The following is a 24,092-nucleotide window of genomic DNA, read 5'->3' on the forward strand; positions in this document are numbered from 1 at the left end:
ACGGCGAATGGAATTACACAATCAAGCCCCGAAATTAAGCACTTTCAGAATTGTATACTTTGTTTTTTAACGGGCCCCAACTCTGACTGCATGGATCGGAGGGTGAGCAGGCGGCGAGGCCAGATGACACGAATGAAGTCGGAGCTTTGAAGTATGATCGGGACTGCAAGGCGGGCGGATGACGATGCAAAGAGCAACAAAGCGAAGTGTAGGTCAGATGATTGTGCGCGCGGCGAGGACGTGAATCACCGGCTTCGCCCTTTTGACTTCTCCGAACGTCTCTTCAGACTCCCCAAAAACATTTCCCGGTTCTGGTGGCGAGTCGTTTGTCCATGGGTCATGTCTTGTTTACTTGTGAAGCAATACTTCCAGGTCAATTGCGTTCTCGGTGATTTCAAAATTGTTGAACGGCGTCTGCGCCACGAGTTCTTTGAACTGGGTTGCGGTCATGGCGCGCGGCCTGAGCGAATTCTTGAAGGTGTATTTCATGAACGCTCCGCCAAAGCCTTTCACCTTCATGGTATCATTCACGAAGCGATCAATGGTTTCATCCGAAACATCGCGCCGCAAATCGCTGATCCATGCCTTCCCACCGGGTTTCAACACGCGGTGCATCTCGCCCAGCGCCTTGATTGGCTCGCTGAAATTCTTGAATGACGACGTGCACATGAGGAAATCGAATTCCTCATTTTCAAATGGCATGGCGGAAGCATTTCCAAGTCGAAAATCGACATTCACGCCGGCGATTTGCGCATTCCTCCGCGCAATAGTGACAAAGGTTTCGCTGATGTCGAGTCCGATGATTTGCAGCTTTCGAAGTTTTGCCAGCTCGATCGACAAATAACCTGGCCCGGGAGCGACTTCAAGGACCTGGTCGCCCTCCGTCAGCCCTTCGGACAATTTCCTTGCCCACGCCCGGTAAAGATCGGCCATATCACGTTTTGCGGATTTGTCGTACTGGCGGGCGATAAATCCCTCCATCCCCATCCCTTTGTAGCCTTTTGAACTCATAGTCGCAGTCCTTTTGCGTGCAGATAAGGAGATGAACATATGATTGCTGCGCTCGCGGTTGCGTGCAAGCTAAATCCTCACCGACACAATATTCTATCGCGCGTTTTCACGGGCGTGGTTGAGCAACGCGCCTCGAATTTTCTTTCGCAGGGTGTTGATAGAGTCCGAGAACGTTTCCATCCGGATCGCTGAATCGCGCGGTGATCTCAGGCGCATCCATGCCGAGGGGCTGCACGATTCTGCCGCCATTGGCAACAATCGCATCGAGGGTTGCAGCGACGCTATCAACCATGATATAAATGAGCAGGCCCGGTTCCGTCGCTGCTTTCCGGCCGCGCACCCATGTGCCGCTCACTTCGTTCACTGCGTCGTCAAAAGCGAGGTGGCCGCCGCTGCGCTGCCTGATTTTCCAGCCGAAGACCGCCTGGTAAAACGAAGATGAGCGGTTGACGTCGACCGCCGGAATTTCAATGTAGCACACCTTGCCGTTGCCATAGGTGGGATGTTTGTCATTTTTCATAATAACCTCCAACGTTGCTTGTATTTCTGTTTAGGATTGCATGACAGCTCGATGCAACTCAAACAGCTTTCCGCCAAGCCAGGCAATCGGCAACGCAATCACCGCCAGCGTCCAGGCATACCAACCGGGTCCCAAATCTGCCGCCGCGATGGCGCCGATCGATCCCAAGATCAGGCCAATAAGGCCAAGTACAAGCGCATGCTTCATGGGACTGCGCGGCGCGAGCCTGGCCGTGAGATAACATCCGATGAGACTAAAAACGGCACGATAACCGATGACGATCAGAATCAGCCCGGTTCCGACAAAGAAATGGCCTTTGGGCAGCACGCCCGCGTTTTCGAGAATCGCATCAGTGGCCGTGTGCGTAATGACGATGAAAATCAATCCCGCGAGCACTGCGCCAATGCTTTTGATGGTTGTTTTGTTCATGATGCATCATCCTTAATCTTGTCAACGTGGAACGATCTTGTTTGGTAATTTGATCTACTTCTCCGCCAGCTCTTTGAGTTTTTGGAGGGCCTTCGGCCACATATCCTGGAACATGTCCTTGTATTCGTCATTGATGTCGATATCCACCAACACTTCGGTGGCGCCGGCTTTCTCTTTGAAGGCGTAGTTTTCATGCGCGCCAGCCCACGCTTTCACCGCGTCGCTCGTCGTGTCCTCTTTTCCGTCTTGCACGACACCGAGGTGTTCAATGGAGATATGCTCGTGCAAGCGGTTTTCTTTGATGCGGCTCACCATACCGCCCAATTGGCCCGTCTTCGGGTCTGGCCCAAGAAAAAGTATTTTGCTCCCGGTGCTCCAGTCGCCGACGTAGTGTGAACCAGGCGTGAATGCTTCCGTCCACTCACGATACGTCTTATCGTCGAGCATCGTGTTCCACACCTTAGCTTTCGGCGCGTTGATAACGATTGAAAAACGTAGTTTGTTCATGAGACTCTCCTTTCGAGATTGATGGTCACTTTTCAAGCTGGTTTTACCGCTGTAATATGGCTATGCACGCATAGCCACGTGCCGTTGCGTTTCACAAACACGTCGGTCGTCCACTCGTCCGAGCTGAACGGCTGACTTTTGTAGTGACCGTTATTCTTGACGCGACCGGACAAAACAGCCACCTCGCCGTATTGGCGAACCGATATGATTTCTCCCTTGAATGTTTCGTGCGTCAAATCACCCGAGGCGACCATGGCAAGAAATTTTTCCTTGGTCATCGCGCCGTGCTCCGAAACGATGGCCCAGTCATCCGCCATGAAACGGTCGATTGCCTCTGCGTCGTTGGAGGCCAGGGTTTGATCCCACGCCGCGGACAGTGCCTTCAGGATTTGGATTTCATTGGGGTTGTTGTTTTCCGGCATACGTTCATCCTTTGTTTCAATACTTGACTTGTGTTGTTTCGATGATGTACGAAGTGATGACCTTCACCTGCCCGTTTTTGAATTTATTCAATTCATAAATATGACAGAACGCGTACAGCTTGCCGCGTCTGGACTTCCCTGCAATTCTCATGGTGCCGTTGATCGCCGCCTTGTTGCCATGCGTGATAAAATATGAATACGTCAGAGCGACAACATATTCCATCTTTCTTGCTTTCATCTCTTTGATCAATTCATTCCTGCCCTGAGTTGTTTTTGAACCGACAATGATCCCCTGAACGTCATCGGTGGAATTGGCCGCCATGAATTCCGTATCGCCGGTCGTAAAGGCTTCGTTTATTTTCTTGAAGAATACGATGCTCTGTCGCAGCACAATGATGTATCCTAAAAGGTCGCAGCTAAAACTTAGTGCTCAACCGCGAGTGCTTTTTTGACAAAGCGCCGCAAGCGCATGCGTATGCGGCGCGCCGCCGGCAAGCGCCAACGCGGTGTATCCGCCGACGGAGTGGCCGGTGATCGCAACGTTTTCTTGCGCAACATGATTTTTGAATTGTGCATGAGCACAAACCGCGTCGATCGCCATGCGCAGATGCCGCGGGCGATAGCTCATCTTCTGCAGGGTGTATTGCAATTCATTGTTGTGGCGATTATTGAAGGGATGCCCGATCATGCCCGCGACAAATCCATTTTGGGCCAGGTACATGCCGAGCGCGCGATGCGCCAAACAGGAACCGGCGGAGCCGTGCGAAATCATCACCAACGGAAAGCGGCCCTCCGCAATCGGCGCGTCCATCGCCACCTCCAATGAAAATGCCCCGAATGCAACGGGTGTTGAAGCCGTGTTCGTTGGGTACCTAGCCAGCATGGGAAATATGATATCATTTTCTTTATCGCACACCTCCTCCTTGCAGCAGCCGACAAATTTTTCCATGCCATCCTCTCCAAGAAATCAGTTTGTCGTCGATGGGTTAGGCGCCTCCATCGGCCCGCCACGCGGAAGGTGATATCTCGAAAAGCCGTTGCGCCGGCCCGGCCAGGCGCGACGCTTTGTTCGGCGGCACTTTTCTTTGTGGCAGGCCGCCACGAGGCGCTACAGTTTATTCACAGCATCCTGTCGGGCCGATTCTTTCGAAATAAGTCGTCGCAGGACATAGCCTTTCCACATCCAAAGTCCCGCGAGGGCGAGCACAGGAAGGAAGACATATCGAACCGCAGGGGCGTAGTTTGGAATTTCTTCAAACGGGCTATAAATATAACCGAGTATCGGAATGCTAAAGATGAGATGAATCCAGCGAAAAATCGAACGCTTCGTGTTTTGGTTCATGGCGTTGGGCCTTTGATCTTGTGATGAGTAGTGATGCTAATTGTGGAAGCACAATCCAGTCGTTCATGCACAAATTTATTTACTCCGCCTTCCTCATACTCAGGTAATGCTCGCGCTGCTTTTTATCAAGATGCTCAATCGCATAGCGCAAGAAAGTGCGCGGCATCGTGGCGGCGTGCTGATCTAAAAAGCTCAACAATCTTTTGGGATCTTTTTTGCCCGCCTCGCGCAGCCATCCGCCGGCGGCTTTGTGAATCAAATCTTCTTTGTCGTTGAGCAGCATTTCGGCAATTTTGAAAGTGTCGTCGATCTCGCCCTTTCGAATAAAATAGAACGTGCTGACAATCGCGGTGCGGCGTTCCCACATATTTCTTGAGCGCGCCAGCTTGTACAAAATCGCGCGCGACTTGTCGAACAAGTAGCCGCCAACGACATAAGGCGCGCTGCGATCCACCAAATCCCAATTGTTGATGCGATCATGGCGCTTGATATAAAGATCGAACAACTCTTTTCGGCGTTCAGCAGAAATTTTCTTGCTGCGCGCCTGCCAATCCATTATGCTCACCGCGCCAACCCGAACTTCGTGAATCGGATTCTCGATCAGTTTTTCGATTTCGTTCGGTGGCATTTCCATGAACTCTTTGGCCAGCGCGAAGACCTGCCCCATGCGCACGCCCATGAACTCATCGCCTTCGCCGTACTCGCCTTCGCCGGATTTAAAATAGCGCTGAATCTTCTTCAGCTCCGTCGCGGAGCGCAGTGTTTCTAATTTTTTGACGAATTGCCTGGCGGTCATTTCCATTGCCATCGCTTATTTGCCTTTGTTTGATCCGGCCAGCGCCGCGCCGAGGCCAAGCGCAATATAGGCGCTGCCCGCAAAATATCGTTGCCAGCGCAGATAGCGCACGTTTCTTTTTAACCATTGTCCTAACGTTCCGGCGAGTATCGCATAAAGGCTGTCGCTCATAAATGCCATCGCCACGAAAATGCCGCCCAGCAACAGAATTTGCGCAGTCACGCTGCCGCGAGCAGGATCGACGAATTGCGGCAAGAACGCAAAGAAGAACAGCGAGGTTTTCGGATTGAGAATGCTCACGAGCACGCCCTGCGAAAAAATCTGCGAAAGCTTTTGCGGCCGGCGCGTGTGCAGCGTTTCTTCCTCCTCGCGCACCAGCAGCTTGCGCACGCCAAGATAGATCAAATAGGCCGCGCCGAGATATTTGACGAGGTTAAACGCCGTAACCGAAGACATGAGCACTGCGGAGACGCCAAAAGCCGCGGCGGCAACGTGCACGAGCGAGCCGGTGTTGAGACCGAGCGTTGAAACGAAGCCGGCAGTACGGCCTTGATCGATGCTGCGCGCGACGATATAAAACACCGCGGGGCCAGGCGTGAGCAGAAACACCAATGTCGCGCCCATGAACAAGGCGAGAGTCGAATGGTCGAACATGAAAAACTTTCTCCTCTTGAGTTGAGCCAATTCATACCGAAGCTGTTGCAGAAAGCCGCAGCCGTGAGATCATGTTCGCCATTTCGCGTCTTCCTCGAGACTTTCTTTCACGCGGAATGCGGTGATCTTGCGGATCAGCGTGAGAGGCAGCGGCTGGTCGAGCGGAAACTGGATCGAAGCGCTCGCCGTCTTAAACTTCGCCAACTCTTTCGCAAAGGCTTTTACCGCAGAGGGCGTGGGATAGAAGCCGAGGTGATGCTTGAAGACTTTGAATGTGACGAGTATCCGCTGATAGGAGAAAGCCGGCATTCCCCACTTTAGGCCTTCTTTCGCTCCGGGTGCGACTTTGCGAATACACGCCAGCATTTCACGCAGCTTTTTCTGCGTCTCTTTGGGCGCAGCATCGATGTATTCCGTGATGTTTGTGGGCCGCGCCTTTTTTGAAGTCATCGCTATCCTCATCACTTTCGTTTCAGCTTGGCCTGTGCTTCATTCTCAGCAACTCTCGCTTTGACGATTTTCTTCACGAGCTCCGCCGGAAGCGGATTCTCAACCGTGAAATGAATCGTGGTTCCCGAAGTGTCAAACTCTTCAAGCTCGCCTTTGAATTTTTCCAAGACCGTTTTGCTCACCGCGATGAAACTGCAATAGCTCGCGCGTGCGACGAAGTGAACCAACGGCCCGTGATATTTGTAGGTCGGAATTTGATAGCTGATCACCTCTTCGGCCTTCGGCGCGGCGGTTTTGATGGCTTTGCGCAGATTTTCGAGAACTGTGCGTAACGCTTTTGGCGCCGACGCGAGATAAGCGTCGACGTCTTTGGCCTGAACACTCTGTTTTGCGCCGGGATTTGAAGCGACTTTTTTCATAGGAATTGTTGCTCTATCGACTCGGTGAGGCGTCCTTGGCACTGTTCGCCGGCTGGTAGTTCAAGATCGCCACGCCATTTTTCGTTATCTTCGAATCAGCAAGTTGAAGTTGCTTGATCGCACGCCCGTCCTGAAACAGACGCGTGCCGCTGCCGGCGACCACCGGGTAGATTTCCAGTCGCAGCTCATCGAGCAGGTTTGTATGCAGCATGGATTCCACCAATGTGGGGCTACCGTGGATGCCGATGTTTTTGCCGGACCGCTGCTTCAGTTTTGCGATCGCGCCGGCGAGGTTGCCCTTGACCAACATTGCGTTCCCCCGCGATCCCCAGGCTGCTGAATCCAACGTGTTGGACACCACATACTTCGGTACGGTGTTGATATGGCTGGCGAATGGCTCATGCGTCGAAGCCGCCAATAGTCCGTCCACTCCTGATAGGTGACGCGCCCCAGCAGCATGGCATCTTCCTGAGCTACTTTTGCAAAGAAATCCGGCAACACCTCTTCCGCATTTCGATGTTTCATAATCGTACCAATGACCGCATCAAACTTCACGACTCCCTCCAGTGCCATGATCAGATGCGCAACGATCTTTCTCATTTACACTCTCCTTTTGATCGCGGCCAACGGCTTGCGTTACCTGCGTTGGGGCGGGGACGGCGAGGCCGTTCAACCAGAAGAAGGCTTAGGCGTAGGAGACTGTCTGGGATTGTTGCAGACACCCCAGCGTCAGGTGTCCACATTGTTGGGCGGTGTTTGGGTTATGCGGCTTCTGCCATTTCCACAAACTCCGCTCTTTTTGTTTCTGTTGTAATCAAATCGCAGTCGGGCGATTTATTCGACATGCGACATTTCGCGCACGCCGTTCTTCGTGCGCTAATATCCACGCTTATTCAACTTCCGGTTATGATTACGCCTGCACGCTCGTAATTCACGACCATGACGCCACTCGAGCCGACTATGCTTTCCGTCACCTTGAACGCCAGCGGAATTGTGCCATCGGCAAACAACCGCTTTCCACTGCCCAACGTGATCGGATATATCACCAGCGAGAACGCATCAATCAAATCATGTTTGAGAAGCGTCTGAATGAGATGACCACTTCCCCGAACGTGCAAGTCGGGGCCTTGCTGTCCTTTGATTTTGGCCACTTTTTCTGCAATGTTTCCATTTAAAAACACTGACGGCTTCCATTCACTGGATGTCATGGTATTCGATGCGACGTACTTGGTCGCCGTGTTAACGCCCGGCCATCCATATTCGTCTGCATGTTGCGGCCAAAACTGCGCCCAGCTTTCAAAGGTTTTGCGTCCTAACAGCAGGTCGAACGGCATGTTCATCTGCGTTTTCAGCGTCGTTCCAAAAATCTCATCGGAATAATATGGACTTGCCCACCCACCATGCGCGAAGCCATCGCCGGTGTTTTCGTCTGGCCCGTCTGGGGCTTGCATGACACCATCCAGTGAGATATGTTCAAACACAATAATTTTTCTCATGGTAATTCTCCTCTATCGGATTACAGAGTAAATGTTCTGCAGCCTTCGCAACGGCTCAAGGGCTGACTTTGCGCCATACGCCGGGCTTCCTTTATTGCTCTTGCGGCTTTGCGTCGAAAAAGTCATTTATCATCGGGACGATAATGGCCATGCGCTCCATCAGCGTGACGTGTGTGGTGTTGGGCAATATGGCCAATCTCGATGTCGATCGCGGGCTCATGTCGCCATGGATATTGCCGCCGCCCTTGAGGCGGTACATTTCCGCGATGTGATCGAGCCGTACGCCGTCGGCGTCGCCGTGGATAAAGAACATCGGCGCTTGGGTGGCCTTGAGTTTGTCGGCGCCGAAGTCGTATGGTTTCAAAGCTGTCGCTTTGATGTGATTGACAAAATCAGGGAATTTGTCGGGCGTCGGGTTTAGCCTCCTATATTCGGCTTCTTGAGGAGTGCCTTTGAACATTTCCCACGTGAGTGTCGGCCAAAAGTCATCCGCTTCCTTGACCCAGCCGTCGCGGCGGATCGGGGCTGAAATGCTGACAACTTTTCGCACTTTTTCCGGATGTCGGATCGCACACTCGATCGCGACGCCGCCGCCCAAGCTGTAACCGATGATGTCCGCGTTTGGGATCTTGAGATAATCGAGCAGCCCTGCCACATCGTCGGACAGGTTTTCGGAAGTAATATCGCGGTTGATGTCGGCCGTGCGCCCGTGTCCCTGCATTTCGACGGCGATCACTTTATGGGTTTTGGAAAGTTCGTGGACCCACGCTTCCCAGTCGCCTGAAATTGCCATGAACGCTCCGTGGAGCAACACCACAGGTTCGCCGCTTCCGTGGACTTCGTAGTACATTTTGAGTCCGTTGACCGGCGCGTAGCCCGTAGTTGGTTTTTGCTGCGCCGATACGACAGACGACAGGAACATCGTCAGGATAAAAGCTGTTGTCTTCATGCTTGATCCCTAATGATTATTTTAGTGCGAGCGTTGAAGATGCCGCGCTGCATAACAGGCATTGGTTGACAGGCGAAGGACGACGAGCGAGGGGCGCGCCTATCGCCCATCACTCTTCCATTTCTCACCCCTGCGGCATTTTGCTCACGTCCATGTACAGCACATTCCACCGATGGCCGTCGAGATCAGTAAATCCGCAACCGTACATCCAGCCCTGATGTTCTCCGGGTTTGCCAAAGACGGTGCCGCCTGCCATTTCCGCCTTCCTGGCCAGTTCATCCACTTCGGCCCGACTCTCCGCGTCAATGGAAAGCAGCACTTCCGTGCCCTTTTTCGTATCGGCAATGTCATGGTGCGTGAAGTTCTTGAACGCCGGTTCCGCAAATAGCATCAGCACGATATTCTTGCTTCCGACATAGAAGCTGGCCGATTCCTCATTGTTGCCATAATGCGGATTCAAAGTAAATCCTATCTTGGTGAAAAACTCCCTTGATTTGTTGACGTCCTTTACCGGCAGGTTAATCCATATTTCTTTGGTCATGATGATTTCTCCTTTTGGGTCAATTGCTTCTACCACCCTGGCCTTTTTGGTGAGGTCCGTTTATTGAAGCCTGCTGCAAATTTTCGGGCTTGTGAATTCCGTCGATGCGCGCGTGCGTCACCGCCTTGGCTCAAAACACAGCAAGACATTCCCATTGCCGAAAGTCCGCGACTTGGTTAGCTTCAGCGCCAGCTTCTCTCTGACACCGTCGAACATCGTCCTGCCCTTGCCAAGAATGAGAGGGTTGACGACAACTTGATATTCATCGATCAAACCTTCCTGCGCCAATTGCGCGACGATGGTGCCGCTTCCCAAAATCACCATGCCGTCGCCCGGCGCTTCCTTCAGTTTTCTGGTTTCCGCCGCGATATTGTCCTTTATCAGTTTTGTATTGTTCCACAAGGCCTTGTCCTTCGTCCTCGAAAACAACACTTTCGGGAGATTGTTCATGCGTTCGGCAACAGCCGGCATCATTTGCATGGCTGCCGGCGTCGGCCAGAAACTGGCCATCATATCATAGGTGACTCTGCCGAACACGAGCGTGCCTCCGCCGCTGGCATTTTCTGTGACAAAGGCATTCCACTCCGTGTCATTGGGATCCGCCTTGGCCCAGCTCATGTCGCCGTTCGCGTCGGTGAAGTAACCATCCAGCGACACATGATTGAAAGCGATCAATTTTTGCATGTCAGCCCTCTTTTCCTCTGTCAAACTGGAATGTCAAAATGATGGACGTCCTCACGCTTGCCCAGGGATTGGTACAGGCGTATCGCGGGAATGTCTCCTTGATCGGCCTGGACAAAAATGACGTAAGCGCCGCGCTCTCTGGCAGCCCGCTGAAGCTCCCGTATGAGATTCGTCGCAACACCCTTTCTGCGATGCGCCGCTGAGACGGCAAGGTCGTAAATGTAAATTTCTTTTCGTTCTTGCTCGAATTTTTGGAGTTCATAGGCGACCAGTCCGCCGATGACGGTTTCGCCATCGAGAGCGACAAGCGCGACAACGTGTGGCTCGCCCAGCAGCGCTTGCAGGTATTGCTCGCTTGGTACAGCGCTTTGATAAGTATCCGGCTCACCAAATGCCTCGCCGAAAACCGTGAGAAGATTCTTGAGCAGCGGCACATCGGTGTCAGCAAGAATTTTGTAGGTGTATTCCATTCATAACGCCTGCTTCGTTTTCCGTTCCGTGATCGATTTCGTGAGGTGAATTACTGTGCCGCAAGACGTCCTATCGGGCGAGTTGGTGAAATGCCATTGCTCATGCCTGCTCATACGCTTTCTGTAACTCGGCGAGGTCGAACTTCTTCATTTGGAGGAAAGCCTGGGTCACGCGCGCGATCTGTTCCGGGCTGCCGTGGCGCATCATCTCGTCCATGCCGGCCGGCGCGATCTGCCACGAGAGACCGTACTTGTCTTTGAGCCAGCCGCACTGTTCGGCTTCTGGAACCGCAGAGAGTTTATTCCAATAATGGTCGATCTGCTCCTGCGTGTCACAATACACGATAAACGAAATCGACTCGTTGAACTTGAATAGCGGTCCGGCGCTGATCGCCATGAATGGCTGGCCGGAAAGCTTGAACGAGACGATGTCGCAGTCGCCCGTGGGTGTGTCATGGAGTGTGGTAACGTTCGTGATTTTGGAATCAGGGAAGATCGAGCAATAGAACGCTGCTGCCTCCCTCGCCTCCTTGTCGTACCAAAGATGCGGAACGATTCTTGGTTTGACGGTGGCCATGGTGATTCTCCTCGATTCTTGAAGAAAGATGAAACACGGAAAAACCTTTGCGCCCGGTTCTCAGTGCATCCGGCATGATCATTTCAGACAAAACAATTCAGATAATGACCATGCCGGTATTCGCTGCTTCTTGATGAGATCGCTTCGGGGAGTACATCAGCCCTGAACCTGCGCGGGGTCCATCCACAGGTATTCCCAAATGTGGCCGTCGAGATCTTCGAAGCCCCATTGGTACATGAAGCCGTGGTCTTTGGGTTCGGCATAGCGCCGGGCGCCGGCTGCGAGCGCGGTCTCGACGATGCGATTCACTTCCTCACGCGACTTTGCCGAAAGCGCCACCAGCGTCTCAGTGCTGCGCTGCGCATCCGCAATCGCTTTGGGCGTGAAGGTCTTGAAGAACTTCTCGACCAGCAGCATGACAAAGATGTCTTCGCCAACGATCATGCAGGTCGCCTTCTCATCCGTGAATTGCGGGTTGAACTTGTAACCCAGCTTGGTGAAAAACGCAACGGAACGGTTAAGGTCTTTTGCGGGCAGATTAACGAAGATTTTTGGGCGATACTCAATCTGCGCGCGCACGGTGGGATTGTCTGCGGCCTTTTGCACCTCCGGTGGAAAATCGGAAGTTTCGAACACCGGCCGGATCTCGATCACATCGCCCTCTTCCGCCGGGCAGCGCTTGGCCCATTCGATTGCTTCTTCTTTTGACTTGAACTGAACCATCCAATAGCCGCCGAGCACTTCTTTCGATTCTATGAAAGGTCCGTCGGTCACCACCGGTTTCCCTCCGGAAAACGCAACGCGCGCGGCATTCACCGGCGGCTGGAGGCCATCGAGGGCAATCAGCGCGCCGGCCTTGGCCAGCTCTTCGTTGTACTTCATCATGGCAGTGACGGCCTCGGCGTTCGGGGTGAAATTCGAATCCACCTTCTTGCCAGGTTGATAGACTGCTGGAATCATCAACATCATGAAACGCATAATTGTATCTCCTTTCAACTTCGTAAATGTTTTTTGTAACAAAGCGTAACAACTCCAGAACGAAATGTCTGTGATTCGACCAGTTGCAAGTGCAGCCGCTCCTTAAGATCGGTCGTCTCCACCAGGCGCGGTCCCTTACCCGCCACAACCGGGTGAATCGCAATGCGATACTCATCAATCAGGCCGAGCCGTGTCAGATGCGAAGCGATACTCAGACCGTCGATGAAGATATTTTTGCCCGGTTGCTGCTTCAACTTCGGTATTTCTTCCTCGATGTTCGTGCGGGAGAGCTTGGTGTTTTTCCAATCGACACGGCTCAGTGTCTTTGAAAAAACGATCTTGGGGAGCGAATCAATCGTCTGCGCGAACTCGTTGACCGCCTTTGTCTCTGACTGATTTTTTGCCACAACGGGCCAGTAGGATTCCATCAGTTGATAGGTTTTGCGGCCGAAGAGGATGACATCCACGCTGCGCAATAAATCGGTGTAGTACGCATGCAACTCGTCATCCGCGATCATGTCTTCATGGCCGCAGCAACCATCCATGGTAATATTGATTCCGAAAATGACTTTTCTCATTTGTTGCTCCTTTCAGCCGGGGGCCTGCGATCAAAATCGCAGGCTATGAGGCATAAGTCGTCTAAAGACCACTCTGGTCCAACAAGATCGAGTCGCATGCATGCGAATTACGTTTCTTACTTCCCCGCAGAACGCCGCCGCGCGCTTTCTGCCACCATCTCAGTCAAGTCCGCGGCCGGGCGAATCTCAAAAGGCCCCGCCTTCACGCCGGGGTGTTTTGACATCAACTGAATGGCGTGGTTCAAGTCGCGCGCTTCGAGCACCAGGATGCCGCCCAATTGTTCCTTGGTTTCGGCGAAGGGGCCATCAGTGACTGCGACCTTGCCGTTGCGCCAGCGCAGAGTAATGGCATTCTGCGCGCTTTGCAGCGCTTCACCGCCGGCAAAGTGGCCGTTCCGGCGCAGTTCATCATCATAAGTGAGACATTCGTCCATGAAAGCGTTGCGCTCGCCCTCGGACATCGTATCCCACTTTTTCTGTTCCATGTAACCGAGGCAGATGTCTTTCATGATTTTTCTCCTTGATCCCTTTGTATTCGATCAGCACCGATGGCTGGCTCACGCACTTCAGGCCACGCAGTTCAAGTTCCTTATGTTGAATAACATTTGCCATTCTCGTTATGCTTTTTCTGATTGATCGTTCACACTCTTGTCGTTCGACGACGCTCAAAATCGACATGGCTGATTGGATGCAGATCAACGCTCATCGAACGCCTTGAGCGCCGGTTTGATATCAACAACGGGTGTCCCATCGATTGCTTCCATGGGCGCGACCCGCAGTCTTCTTCCAGCGACTTCCAACACCGAAACGCGATGCAGTCCCACCGGGTTGGGACGATCCGGGGACCGCGTTGCAAACACGCCCATCAGCGGCCGTTCGCGCTGGCCGCGCGGATGCACTTGCAGCACGTCGCGTTGGCCGCGGTGCAGCCAGGTGAGAATGATCAACTCGTCGCCGGCCGCGAGGCCGGCAAGTCCTGGCGCCATCCGTTCTTCGATCTCAAGCCACGCCTCGGGCGCGCCTTCATCTCCCTGCCGCGGCGCCGCCGCGCGGCTGGTCAATTCGGAACGGATGACGCCAATGGGTTCGATGGTGTAAACGGTTTTAGGCATGGTGCATTGCAAAAAAAAGTCGCTTCGCGGCAGAACCTTATTCGAAAAGAAATGGAAAACAAAAATCTTCAACACAGGAGTAAGCAGAGATTAGCTTTCCGTGGCCCATCACGCTGTTTGCTCAGTTTTCTTTGTGTTGATTCCGGCGCTAACTCCGCAGCGGAACAAGTGTCCGCAACCGCCCATCGAGCAAGAAAAGCCCTCCCCAGACAAGTGCGCCGATATAGACCGGAAACAAGACGTGACTGAAAAGCGGATTGCCGAGGCGCACATGCGTCGCGACGGCGCCGCCAAGAAACCCGGTCAACAGAACCGCGCCGAATATCGACGTGCGCGGAATCACATAGAGAGCAAGACACACAAGCTCGACGATCCCGATGCCGAGAATGGCGCTTTCGGGATAGCCGAGCTGAACGGTTCCCTCCACGACTGGCGCCAGCTTCAGCAACTTCCCGGAGCTGTCGAAGAGCAAGAACAGAATCGCCAGTGCGCTGATGATTCGTCCGGCCCAGAGATTTTTCCTTGAAACAGGAGTGGCTTGAATGCGTGCTGACATGAGTTTTCTCCAAATAAGTTTAGTCGCAAACGAATGAAATCACTGCCGGCGGCGCCGGAGCACTGCAAATGCCTTTCGAACGAGGCGCTACCTTTCCGCGACCTGGCGAACCTCGCCTTCACCATCCCCATGAATCTCCCAGAAGCGCTGCGCCAATTGCATCGCTTCTTGCTTCGACTTCGCCTGCACCAGCGCGTAGCCGGCGATCAACTCCTTTGTTTCGGCAAATGGCCCGTCGGTCACGGTCAGCTTCCCTCCAGACGATTTTATGCGGAAACCCTTCGAACTCGGAAGCAGGCCCTCGGCTGCGAGCAGCACACCCGCCTACGCCATTTCCTCGAAGAATTTTCCCATTCTCGCCATGAGTTCCGGATCGGGAGGAACGCCAGCCTCGAAATTCTTGTCGGCTTTGACCATCATCATGAATCGCATCTTGGTTTCCCTTCACGATGCTCAAGAATAACGTTTGTCTTCCTTCAGCCCATCTTCAATTGGCCGCACTTCGATGCTGCCGAGGCGCGCGGACGGCCACTTTGCTGCCACCTGAATGGCCTCGTTCAGGTCGCGCGCATTGATCAAAAAAAATCCGCCGAGCGTTTCCTTGGTTTCGGCGAACGGACCGTCAGTGATGGAGACTTTGCCGCTGCGCACGCGCACGGTGGCGGCGTTGCGAACGCTTTGGAGAGGTTCTGCGGCAATGAGATAGCCGCCCTTCTGCAACTCCTCGACATACGAAAGCGTCTCGCGCCTCAATGCGCTCCACTCACTTTTGTTCAGGGCATTGAGCTTGCTTTCTTCTTCGTAAGCCAGACACAAATACTTCATCGGTTTCTCCTGTTTGTGAGATTCTGTCGTTTGCCTTTAGTAGTCGTTCGACGACGCTCACTTTCGACATCCGCGCCAACTCGTGCACCGATAAATTTTGACGCACGCATGCTCCAAGTGAACAGGCCAGGCCAAAGACGATCGCGCAGAATGGCAGAGGCAAGTATGTCACAAGGCAATTTCCTAGGAGCCGCGGGTTTGGCGTCACCGTCTCTGCTCTGTTTGTGGATCACGAATTCGTGAAGACGGACAACCTGCGCAAGTGGCAGTGACACCGTTTGCCGATGATTTTGCGATCAGGGCAATCCCGGCAGCTCAACTACCGGCCGGATCTCGACCGTGCCAGTATGCACCATGGGAATGCGGCCGGCAATACCGATGGCCTCGTCGAGATCCTTTGCCTCGATCAGGAAATAGCCGCCGAGCTGCTCGCGCGTTTCGGCAAATGGGCCGTCGGTCACCAAACGCCTGCCCTGGCGGACGCGCACGCTGGTCGAGGCCGTGGTCGGATACAACGGGTTGGCGCCGAGATACTGTCCCTGCGCATGCAGTTCATGCGCCAACTCGGTAGATGCACCGAAGCATTCCTGCCGCTCGGTTTCGCTCAGGGTCTTTTCGTCGTAGTAGATCAGCAGCATATATTTCATCTGGGCCTCCAGTTGTTATTCAAGGGTTGAATGCGGAATTGGACTGCCAACCAGCAGCCCTCATGCCGACTGACTGGAATGGCCTCCGCGGCGTTGCAGATCGCTGCGCGAATTCTACGGTGCCGGCCCGCAGCTCAGCCTTTGCCGGCCGGCACTGCCGCGCGGAATCGGATCATCGCGTCGCCATTTGGTTTGAAGCTGGGCAATCCACACCGTTGCTGCCGGCCGGGCGCGGCGGCGCACCGGCAGAGGCCGAAACGAGACGGGGCGTGGCGGCATGAATGCGCCACTGCGCCACGGGCTACGCTGGAGGTCAAGGCGCGGCCGCGTCGCGTTGAGGGCGGCAGGCCGACGCTTTGCCGGACTTCCCCAGCAACCTGCCACCGGCGCGGTGACCGGCCGGGCGGAATGCGCCGGCGGAAAGAAGACGACAGTATCCACCACACCGATGCCTTCACAATATTCGATCTGCCTCTCCGGTTTGATCTGAAAAAAATCGCCCAGCCAGTTGTGGGCCGATTCGGTCAGCAGCACATATTCCGGCGCAGGTACGGAATTCTTGAGCAGGCGATGCGCCAGGATCACGTCCACGCCGAAGAGCTTGTCAAATCCATGAATGTGCTCGAGGGCCACGGCACCGGCATGAATGATCACTTTGAGTTTCAATTCCCGTGCATCGCGGACGCACGGATAGGCGGCACAAAGCCGGTCGAGCGTGTGATGAAAGGATCGAAAGAAATTTCTCACCTGCTTTTTGATTGCGGCAACCTCAGCGGAAGCGCCGCCCCCTTCCGGGCAAATCGCATAGAAGAAGGCGGCATCGCCTTCCACTTCCGCGAGCTTGAGCGGCGGGCCGGCCGCAGAAATGACGGCACGCAGCAGTTCGACCACCACGTGCATGGCGTGGTCGGCGGCACGCGCGTGTGACTTCATGAACTGAGTGAAGCCGCTGATATCAGCGAGCAGCAACAGGGCTTGGTGAGTTGATGGTTGCATATTGTATCTCGCTAAGACTCTAAAAAATGGGCACGCCACTTTCTGCTTCAACGCGGATTTGGAATATAAAAGCGGCTTGTGTCAACCTTATGTCACAGCCTTTGGCGGGAGCCAAGCTGCAGTTTCCGGCTGATTCTACTGCGTAGTCGTTTGGAGATGAGCAAAATCGACATGTGCGAGCAAGGCTGTAAACGTTTATTTGCCACAGGCCAGCACGAGGTTTTGGCCACAATTGCCGCCGTTTCGCGCTGCCGGCAAACGAACGGTGGAGAAACCCCTTCCGCCAGTGTAGTTTGGGTTCGGTGACGGCGGTGATCGGCAGAGGGATTGCAAGCCCGCGGCTCTTTCACCTCACCTTTCCCCGCGCCAGGGAGGCAAACGTGCCGGCGAGACAAAGCAGGGAAAAAATGGTGAAGGCAGAGTGCATGCTTTTCATGAAGAGAGGATAATTGGCCGGCGCAATTTGCACGCGGCCGAGGTAAATGGCGAAGATCAACGTGGCGATGCCCATGCTGAGCATCTGTCCGGTGAGCCGCATCGTGCCCAGGGTTCCGGAGGCGATGCCGTAGAAGCGCTTGTCCACCGCGCTCATCACGGCATTGGTATTGGGCGAGGAAAACAGCGCGAACCCCAGCCCCAGCAGCAGCAAGCCCGCGACGAGGAAAGGCAGCGTGCTGTTCTCCTGCAAAAACGTGAAGAGAAAAAGTCCGGCCGCGGACAACAGCATGCCGAAGGAGGCGACCAGCCGCGGTTCGATGCGGTCGGAGAGCCGGCCGGCGATCGGAGAAAAAACCGTCATCATCACCGGTTGGGCCACCAGAATGAAACCCGCAGATTGTGGTGGCAGTGCCTTGACGTATTGCAGATAGAGACTCAGCAGAAAAGTCAATGCGAACGTTGCGCTGTAGTGGATCAGCGCGGCCAGGTTGGAAAAGGCGAAAACCGTGTTGGCGAAGAGTTGCAGGCGCAGCACCGGACTCGGAGTCTGCCGCTCCCATTTCGTGAAAGCAAAGAGGCCCGCCAGGCCCGCCACCAGCAGCACCGCGCCCGGCCATGCCGGCAGCAGAGAAAACCCCAGCATGATCGCCGTGAGCGCGGCGATATAGATGATCGCGCCCGGCAGGTCGAATTTCTCACCACGGGCTTCGGCCCATTCGCCCTGCAGCCGTTGCACCAGCGCAATCAGCAACACGCCCACGGGCAGATTGATGAGGAAGAGACTGCGCCAACCCAGGTGCTGGGTGAGGAAGCCGCCGAAGAACGGGCCGAGTGACAATCCCAAATAGACCGCAGCAGAATTGATCCCCAAAGCCTTGCCGCGCTCGCCGGGAGGAAAAACGGAAGTGAGAATCGCAACGCCGGTGCCGAAGATCATGGCGCTGCCGAATCCCTGCAGGATGCGCATGGCGATCAACATGGCGCCGGAAATCGCAGCCGCCGTCAACAATGAGGCAAACGTGAAAACGGCGACGCCGCAAGTGAAGATCCTTTTTCTGCCGTGAATGTCGGCGAGCCGGCCAAAAGGGACGAGAAACATGGCGGCAGACAACAGGAACGAGGAGGCGACCCAACTCAACATCACGGCGTCCATGGCAAATTCGCGGGCCATGAGGGGCAGGGCAAGATTCACCGCGGAGCCCATGAACGGCGTCAGGAAGGAGGCCAGCGAGGCAATCAGCAACGCCGGGCGTTGGTTGGGATCCACGCGGCCGGGAGCCGGCTGGGAAGATGACACGAGATCAGGTTGGGGCGGGGATTCTCTCATGCGAGCATTGACCTCTGTGCGCTCGTAGCTGCAACGCGATGGTCACACATTTTTTCACGTTGCCTGGCGCAGTGCCAGCAACCGGCGCTGCAAGAACCTGCGCTCCGGCTCCAGTTGCGTGAGGCCGAGTGCACGCTCATAGGAAGCTTGCGCTTCCGCCGTTCTTCCCAGCCGGCGGCATAGCTCGGCGCGCGCCGAGTGTGCCAGATGGTAGCCGGCCAGATCGCCGCGGCTGAGAATGGCGTCGATCAAGGCCAAACCTGCGGCGGGACCATCACGCATGGCCACGGCCGCCGCGCGATTCAATTCGATCACCGGCGAGGGCTGCACCTGCAGCAGCAGATCGTAAAGCGCGACAATCTGCGCCCAATCCGTGACCGCAGCCGTCTGCGCGCGGGCATGCACCGCGGCGATTGCGGCCTGCAGCGTGTAAGGGCCGAAACGGCGGGACGAGAGCGCGCGTTCCACCAACGCCAAACCCTCGGCGCGCTGTTCGCGATTCCAGAGTGAGCGATCCTGATCTTCCAGCAGAATCAAATCACCCTGCGGTGAAGTGCGCGCCGGCCGCCGCGATTCGTGCAGCAGCATCAAGGCGAGCAGGCCCGTCACTTCCGGCTCGGGCAGCAATTCCAGCAGCAGCCGGCCGAGGCGAATCGCTTCGCTGGAAAGATCGGCGCGCGTCAAGGACTCGCCCGAGGAGGCGGAATAGCCTTCATTGAACACCAGATAGATCACATGCAGCACGGTGTCCAAGCGGTCGGGCAAATCCACCCGTGACGGCACTTGATAGGGAATAGCGGCGTCGCGGATCTTGGCCTTGGCGCGTACGATGCGCTGCGCCAGCGTCGCGGGAGCGGTGAGGAAAGCGCGGGCGATTTCTTCAGTGGTGAGGCCGCAGACTTCGCGCAGCGTCAACGCGAGGCGCGCTTCCGGAGACAGGGCCGGATGGCAACAGGTGAAGATCAGCCGCAATTGGTCATCTGCAACGCTTTCCTCATCCAGTTCGACCGAGGCAACGTTGTCGGCGTCGAGACGCGCAGCCAGCTCTGCCTGCACGGCATCAAAGCGGGCGCGGCGGCGCAGCGCGTCGATGGCCTTGAAACGGCCGGCCGACACCAGCCAGGCGCGGGGATTGGCAGGCATGCCGTCGCGCGGCCATTGCTCCAACGCGGCGCGAAAGGCGTCATGCAGCGCGTCCTCAGCGAGGTCGAAATCGCCGAGCACACGAATGAGGGTGGCGAGCACGCGGCGCGACTCGGCGCGATACACGGCATCTACGGCTGCATGAATCTTGCGAGCGGCGTCCTCACTGTTCAGCTCGGCGGGCTGCCCGGAAGCATTTCTTGTTTCCGGAGAAAAGGCGGCTGAGGGCGGAGTAAATGTCATTGCAATTGACTTTTCTGTGTTGTTGCGCTTTGCGTTGGCATGAAGAATCCTTGCCTCGTTTGTCCTGCTGCAAGCCTCCTGCCCGGCACCGGAATGATCGCTCAATTGAAGATGTGACCCGATACCCAAGAAGATTGGCGCGGAACGGCAAAAGGCAGAGTTTGCCTTATCCGACGAAAAAATGCTGGCATTCGTCGAAGCGGTCTCGCGCTAGGTCATTCGTACGCATCTTCTGAAATGCCTGGCACTGTGCCCAAATCTTCACAGGATCCCAGCGGGATGTGAATGATAGCGGACACGCTTTTCAAGGGAACGGCGCACTCGTTCGTGTCCGTCCCAAATCACCACCGCCCGGGCACTTCATCATGAGCAGAAGCGAGTTCCATTCGATTGGTGCATGCTTTGGTGCCGAGCGCCCGGGCGGTTTCTTCATTAGTGGATAGGCACGAGCTGGTCATCAAGCAGGCGCGTGGCCGGAATATTTCAGGGCAACCGCTAGCGCCTGCTCTTGCGCCATTGCCCTGCCGGCCGCAGATTCAGCGGCAAAAGCTTCTTCGCCGAGGCCGGCAGCAGCTGCGGCGAGCACGGCCTCGCAGCGCCGGCGCTGGAATTCCGGCATCATCGCGCCACTAGCGGCATGCAACCCTTCTGCTGCTGCGAACAACCGCGCGGCGCCGGCGAGATCGCCGACGGTAAGCGCCAGGCGCGCGCCTCCCATCAGGGCATAGGGCAGGCCGAGCCGGTCATTCGATTCGCGCGATTGCTGCAGGCATTCATGAAAGCAACGCCAGGCACGGTTCACCTCATTGGCATCGAGCGCAAGATGGCCGAGGGTGGCCAGCGCGCGCACAATGCCCCAGTTGAAACCATTGGCGCGAAACAGTGCCAGGCTCCTTTCGGCCAGTTCCTGCGCACGCTTGACGTTGCCGTGTTCGAGGGCAATCACGCCCAGGCAAAACGTACTCAAGCCCAACCCCAACTTGCTGCCGATCTCTTTCATGATCAAGACACTCTCTTCCAGCAGCGCTTGCGCAGCCGCAAAATCCCCCTGGATCAGAAGGGTATAGCCTCCCCAACTTTGGCAAAAGGCGATGAGCTGTTTGTCACCCAGGGCTTGCAGCAGGTGGTGCGCCTGTGCCATGAAGGCGTTGGCGGCCTCGATGCGGCCGAGCATGCCTTCCACCCAACCGAGGTTCATCAGTGAGAATCCGACGCCACGTTCATCCGCGATTTCACGGCGGAGCTGCAGGCCATTTTCAGCATAGGCGACCGATGCGGTCAAGTCGCCGCGGAATCCCGTGGCCCATCCCAGATTGTTGAAGGCCACCGCCATGCCGCGTTTGTCGTTCAGGTCGCGTGCCAGCGCCAGGCTTTCTTCGGCCAGCTCTTGTGCCAATTGGTAGCGGCCTTGAATCAAGTTCGTCCAGGAGAGATGATTGATGGCCACGCCGAGGTTGCGGCGGTCGCCGAGCGCGCGCGCGATTGCGAGGCTTTCTTCGAGGAAACCGCGCGCCGCATCGAAATTGCCGAGTTCGAAAGTGAGCGTGGCGAGCGCATTCAAGACACCGGCGCGCAGCGCGGTGCGTTCCGCTGCGCCGGGAAGGGCAAGCATGGTGGAAAGATACTCGCGGCCTTCCAGCAAGTAGCCACGCACGATCCAGAAACGCCACAGCATGCTGCCCAGCCGCAAGCCCGTGCGGTATTCACCGGTTTCTTCAACCCACTTGAACACCGCGCGGAAATTGTCGTGTTCGTGCTCCAGCCTCGCCAGCCAGGTTTTTTGTTCTGCGCCGGTCAATTTGGGCCCGGCGGTTTCCGCCAGCGCGACGAAATACTCCGCGTGTGCGCGCCGCGCCGCCTGCCATTCGCCGCTGGCTTGCAGGCATTCCAAGGCATATTCCCGAATCGTTTCGAGCATGTCGAATCGGGGTTCTTCCTCCGTGGTTTGAACCTGGCGCAACAGGCTGTGGTCGAGCAACGCGGTGACGCCGTCGAGGCTGGAGACGCCAAGCTCTCCCAGGACCCGGCAGAGAGCCTCGATCGCCTCGAGCGAACAGCCGCCGGTGAATACCGCCAGGCGGCGAAACAAGGTTTGCTCATCGCCGCTCAGGAGATCGTAACTCCACGCAATCGCCTGGCGCAGTGTTTGATGGCGCGCCGGCATATCGCGCGGCCCGCCTTTGAGCAGCTCGAAGCGCCTTTCCAGGCGCGCCAGGATCGCTTGCGGCGAAAAAATCTTGAGCCGCGCGGCAGCCAGCTCGATGGCCAGCGGCAAGCCGTCGAGACGATAACAAATCTCGGCAATAGCGCCGGCGTTCTCTTCATTGATGATGAAATCCGGCCGCACCGCTTGGGCGCGCTGCTGGAACAATTCGATCGCCGCAAAATGCGCCAAGGCCTCCGGAGAAAGCGCCTGGCGAGGATTCGGCGTTGCCAGCGGCTGCACTGGAAATTCGTGCTCAGCGGTGAGATGCAAAACCACGCGACTGGTGATGAGGATTTTGAGTTGGGGACACGCGGCCAGGATCTCCGCCACACGCGGCGCGGCCGCCACCACCTGCTCGAAATTATCGAGCACAAGCAGCCGTTTTTTCCCGAACAAGTGCGCAACGATACTTTCGGACACGGATCGCAGCGCGCTGAGATAGATGCCGAGAGCCTCCGCGATGGTGGGCAATACCAAGCCGGGATCAGAAACCGGTGCCAGCGAAACAAAATGCACCCCGTCATCAAACTCGGCGAGCGCCGCGGCGGCCACCTGCAAAGCGAGGCGGGTCTTGCCCGTGCCGCCGGGGCCGGTCAGGGTCACCAACCTCACCTCCGGCCGCAGCAAAAGCTGTGTAATCGTCTCCAGTTCCCGAGCGCGCCCAATCAGCGGCGTGGCAGGCGCGGGCAAATGGCTGGGCGGCGCACTGGCGGTATTGACGAAAGAGGTTTGCAGATTGGAGGTCAGCGCGAATTCGCGCAGGTCGCGGAGCATCTCAGCGGCGGTTTGATAGCGATCGACGAGATTCTTCTGCAACGCCCGCGCAACAATTCCGGCCAGCGCTGGCGGCGTTTCCGCACGCCACGTACTCACCGGTTGCGGGGATTCGTTGACAATCGCATAGATCACCACCTGCTCATGCTCACCGGCAAACGGCAGGCGGCCGGTCAGCATCTCATAGAGCACTACGCCGAACGACCAGAGATCGCTGCGGTGATCGGTTTTCTTGCCACGCACTTGCTCGGGCGACATGTAGGCTACCGTGCCCGCCGTGGCTTTTTCATTGGTCAAGTGCGTGCTGCCGGAGAGCCGTGCCAAACCGAAATCCATGATTTTGATCCGGTCCTGACTGGTGATCATCAGGTTGGAACTCTTGATGTCGCGGTGAATGACGCCGCTTTCATGCGCCGTTTGCAGGGCTTCGGCAATCTGCGTGGCGTAGCTGAGCAGGCAGCCCAGGGGCAACGCGGCGCCGGCCACCCGCTCGCGCAGGGTCTGGCCTGCGATCAACTCCATCACAATGAACAGATGATCTTCGCTCTCCTCGACCTCGTAGATGGTGCAAATGTTGGGATGATTGAGCGCCGCGGCGGCGCGTGCCTCCTGCATCAGCCGGGCTTTGGCGGCGGCGTCACGCCGCAAACTTTCAGGCAGGAATTTCAACGCCACCTGGCGTTGCAGCCGCGTGTCTTCGGCTTGGTAGACTACGCCCATGCCGCCGGCGCCCAGCGCTGCTTTAATGCGATAGTGTGATATTGTTTTGTTGATCATCGTCGGGCTTTGACGAATCGGCACATGGCCGGGGAATGTTTCTGAATCTTCTCAAATTCTTTGTGCGATGACGGCGAAGGCCGGTGTTCCTTTCAAGGCCACGGCCTGCGCCAGGTTTTCGGACAAGCCGAAAACTGGCGTCGCCTCACGGCAGCCATTCCCTTTGACAGGATATTAGGATCAACATGATTTCTCTGAAATCTTGCACATCCTGTAATCCTGTCG

General features: G+C 56.0%; 30 protein-coding genes and 1 pseudogene. All 31 read right to left on the reverse strand.

The window, feature by feature from the left end; translation table 11 throughout:
* Positions 1 to 348: 348 nt before the first annotated feature.
* On the reverse strand, positions 349 to 1,011 hold the full coding sequence (locus L6R21_27030) for a class I SAM-dependent methyltransferase (protein ID MCK6562861.1): 663 nt from the start codon (positions 1,009 to 1,011) through the stop codon (positions 349 to 351).
* A gap of 106 nt (positions 1,012 to 1,117) precedes the next feature.
* A complete protein-coding gene (locus L6R21_27035; GenBank protein ID MCK6562862.1) occupies positions 1,118 to 1,531 on the reverse strand; it encodes a VOC family protein in 414 nt (137 codons plus the stop codon).
* A 30-nt stretch (positions 1,532 to 1,561) separates the two neighbouring features.
* The gene (locus tag L6R21_27040) at positions 1,562 to 1,960 is read right to left on the reverse strand and encodes a hypothetical protein (GenBank protein ID MCK6562863.1); all 399 of its coding nucleotides are present in this window, start codon (positions 1,958 to 1,960) and stop codon (positions 1,562 to 1,564) included.
* A 54-nt stretch (positions 1,961 to 2,014) separates the two neighbouring features.
* A complete protein-coding gene (locus L6R21_27045; protein ID MCK6562864.1) occupies positions 2,015 to 2,467 on the reverse strand; it encodes an SRPBCC domain-containing protein in 453 nt (150 codons plus the stop codon).
* Between the two features lie 32 nt (positions 2,468 to 2,499).
* The gene (locus L6R21_27050; protein ID MCK6562865.1) at positions 2,500 to 2,889 is read right to left on the reverse strand and encodes a nuclear transport factor 2 family protein; all 390 of its coding nucleotides are present in this window, start codon (positions 2,887 to 2,889) and stop codon (positions 2,500 to 2,502) included.
* Between the two features lie 16 nt (positions 2,890 to 2,905).
* Positions 2,906 to 3,280, reverse strand: a complete 375-nt coding sequence (locus tag L6R21_27055) for a hypothetical protein (GenBank protein MCK6562866.1) — start codon at positions 3,278 to 3,280, stop codon at positions 2,906 to 2,908.
* A gap of 39 nt (positions 3,281 to 3,319) precedes the next feature.
* On the reverse strand, positions 3,320 to 3,838 hold the full coding sequence (locus tag L6R21_27060) for a hypothetical protein (protein ID MCK6562867.1): 519 nt from the start codon (positions 3,836 to 3,838) through the stop codon (positions 3,320 to 3,322).
* Between the two features lie 472 nt (positions 3,839 to 4,310).
* On the reverse strand, positions 4,311 to 5,039 hold the full coding sequence (locus L6R21_27065) for a DNA alkylation repair protein (GenBank protein MCK6562868.1): 729 nt from the start codon (positions 5,037 to 5,039) through the stop codon (positions 4,311 to 4,313).
* 3 nt (positions 5,040 to 5,042) lie between these two features.
* The gene (locus L6R21_27070) at positions 5,043 to 5,681 is read right to left on the reverse strand and encodes a LysE family translocator (protein MCK6562869.1); all 639 of its coding nucleotides are present in this window, start codon (positions 5,679 to 5,681) and stop codon (positions 5,043 to 5,045) included.
* 69 nt (positions 5,682 to 5,750) lie between these two features.
* Entirely contained in the window at positions 5,751 to 6,131 is a 381-nt protein-coding gene (locus tag L6R21_27075; GenBank protein MCK6562870.1) for a DUF1801 domain-containing protein, read from the reverse strand.
* 11 nt (positions 6,132 to 6,142) lie between these two features.
* On the reverse strand, positions 6,143 to 6,550 hold the full coding sequence (locus L6R21_27080; protein MCK6562871.1) for a DUF1801 domain-containing protein: 408 nt from the start codon (positions 6,548 to 6,550) through the stop codon (positions 6,143 to 6,145).
* A gap of 13 nt (positions 6,551 to 6,563) precedes the next feature.
* On the reverse strand, positions 6,564 to 6,968 hold the full coding sequence (locus L6R21_27085; GenBank protein MCK6562872.1) for a dihydrofolate reductase family protein: 405 nt from the start codon (positions 6,966 to 6,968) through the stop codon (positions 6,564 to 6,566).
* 475 nt (positions 6,969 to 7,443) lie between these two features.
* On the reverse strand, positions 7,444 to 8,046 hold the full coding sequence (locus L6R21_27090) for a dihydrofolate reductase family protein (protein ID MCK6562873.1): 603 nt from the start codon (positions 8,044 to 8,046) through the stop codon (positions 7,444 to 7,446).
* A 91-nt stretch (positions 8,047 to 8,137) separates the two neighbouring features.
* Positions 8,138 to 8,995: an alpha/beta hydrolase gene (locus L6R21_27095; GenBank protein ID MCK6562874.1), complete on the reverse strand. Its 858-nt coding sequence runs from the start codon at positions 8,993 to 8,995 to the stop codon at positions 8,138 to 8,140.
* A gap of 124 nt (positions 8,996 to 9,119) precedes the next feature.
* Positions 9,120 to 9,536 carry an extradiol dioxygenase gene (locus L6R21_27100; protein MCK6562875.1) on the reverse strand — a complete coding sequence of 139 codons (417 nt, stop codon included), beginning with the start codon at positions 9,534 to 9,536 and terminating at the stop codon, positions 9,120 to 9,122.
* Positions 9,537 to 9,653: 117 nt separating this feature from the next.
* On the reverse strand, positions 9,654 to 10,220 hold the full coding sequence (locus L6R21_27105; GenBank protein MCK6562876.1) for a dihydrofolate reductase family protein: 567 nt from the start codon (positions 10,218 to 10,220) through the stop codon (positions 9,654 to 9,656).
* 20 nt (positions 10,221 to 10,240) lie between these two features.
* A complete protein-coding gene (locus L6R21_27110) occupies positions 10,241 to 10,690 on the reverse strand; it encodes an AAC(3)-I family aminoglycoside N-acetyltransferase (GenBank protein ID MCK6562877.1) in 450 nt (149 codons plus the stop codon).
* A 100-nt stretch (positions 10,691 to 10,790) separates the two neighbouring features.
* On the reverse strand, positions 10,791 to 11,267 hold the full coding sequence (locus L6R21_27115; protein MCK6562878.1) for a VOC family protein: 477 nt from the start codon (positions 11,265 to 11,267) through the stop codon (positions 10,791 to 10,793).
* Positions 11,268 to 11,423: 156 nt separating this feature from the next.
* The gene (locus L6R21_27120) at positions 11,424 to 11,834 is read right to left on the reverse strand and encodes a VOC family protein (GenBank protein ID MCK6562879.1); all 411 of its coding nucleotides are present in this window, start codon (positions 11,832 to 11,834) and stop codon (positions 11,424 to 11,426) included.
* 24 nt (positions 11,835 to 11,858) lie between these two features.
* Positions 11,859 to 12,245 (reverse strand): annotated as a pseudogene (locus L6R21_27125) (YciI family protein).
* Between the two features lie 14 nt (positions 12,246 to 12,259).
* Positions 12,260 to 12,823 (reverse strand): dihydrofolate reductase family protein, encoded by a 564-nt coding sequence (locus L6R21_27130; protein ID MCK6562880.1) that lies wholly within the window; start codon positions 12,821 to 12,823, stop codon positions 12,260 to 12,262.
* A 116-nt stretch (positions 12,824 to 12,939) separates the two neighbouring features.
* Entirely contained in the window at positions 12,940 to 13,332 is a 393-nt protein-coding gene (locus L6R21_27135; protein MCK6562881.1) for a YciI family protein, read from the reverse strand.
* 186 nt (positions 13,333 to 13,518) lie between these two features.
* Positions 13,519 to 13,935 carry a tRNA (N6-threonylcarbamoyladenosine(37)-N6)-methyltransferase TrmO gene (gene tsaA / locus L6R21_27140; protein MCK6562882.1) on the reverse strand — a complete coding sequence of 139 codons (417 nt, stop codon included), beginning with the start codon at positions 13,933 to 13,935 and terminating at the stop codon, positions 13,519 to 13,521.
* Between the two features lie 148 nt (positions 13,936 to 14,083).
* Positions 14,084 to 14,491 carry a DoxX family protein gene (locus L6R21_27145; protein ID MCK6562883.1) on the reverse strand — a complete coding sequence of 136 codons (408 nt, stop codon included), beginning with the start codon at positions 14,489 to 14,491 and terminating at the stop codon, positions 14,084 to 14,086.
* A gap of 87 nt (positions 14,492 to 14,578) precedes the next feature.
* Positions 14,579 to 14,809, reverse strand: a complete 231-nt coding sequence (locus L6R21_27150; GenBank protein ID MCK6562884.1) for a YciI family protein — start codon at positions 14,807 to 14,809, stop codon at positions 14,579 to 14,581.
* A gap of 135 nt (positions 14,810 to 14,944) precedes the next feature.
* Entirely contained in the window at positions 14,945 to 15,316 is a 372-nt protein-coding gene (locus L6R21_27155) for a YciI family protein (protein ID MCK6562885.1), read from the reverse strand.
* Positions 15,317 to 15,612: 296 nt separating this feature from the next.
* A complete protein-coding gene (locus tag L6R21_27160; GenBank protein MCK6562886.1) occupies positions 15,613 to 15,963 on the reverse strand; it encodes a YciI family protein in 351 nt (116 codons plus the stop codon).
* Positions 15,964 to 16,077: 114 nt separating this feature from the next.
* Positions 16,078 to 16,959 carry a DUF2652 domain-containing protein gene (locus L6R21_27165; protein MCK6562887.1) on the reverse strand — a complete coding sequence of 294 codons (882 nt, stop codon included), beginning with the start codon at positions 16,957 to 16,959 and terminating at the stop codon, positions 16,078 to 16,080.
* 346 nt (positions 16,960 to 17,305) lie between these two features.
* Positions 17,306 to 18,724 carry an MFS transporter gene (locus L6R21_27170; protein MCK6562888.1) on the reverse strand — a complete coding sequence of 473 codons (1,419 nt, stop codon included), beginning with the start codon at positions 18,722 to 18,724 and terminating at the stop codon, positions 17,306 to 17,308.
* A 54-nt stretch (positions 18,725 to 18,778) separates the two neighbouring features.
* Positions 18,779 to 20,110 carry an RNA polymerase sigma factor gene (locus L6R21_27175; GenBank protein ID MCK6562889.1) on the reverse strand — a complete coding sequence of 444 codons (1,332 nt, stop codon included), beginning with the start codon at positions 20,108 to 20,110 and terminating at the stop codon, positions 18,779 to 18,781.
* Positions 20,111 to 20,567: 457 nt separating this feature from the next.
* Positions 20,568 to 23,867 carry a protein kinase gene (locus L6R21_27180; GenBank protein MCK6562890.1) on the reverse strand — a complete coding sequence of 1,100 codons (3,300 nt, stop codon included), beginning with the start codon at positions 23,865 to 23,867 and terminating at the stop codon, positions 20,568 to 20,570.
* Positions 23,868 to 24,092: the final 225 nt, after the last annotated feature.

The sequence above is a fragment of the bacterium genome (assembly GCA_023150945.1).
GTDB lineage: Bacteria > Zhuqueibacterota > Zhuqueibacteria > Zhuqueibacterales > Zhuqueibacteraceae > Coneutiohabitans.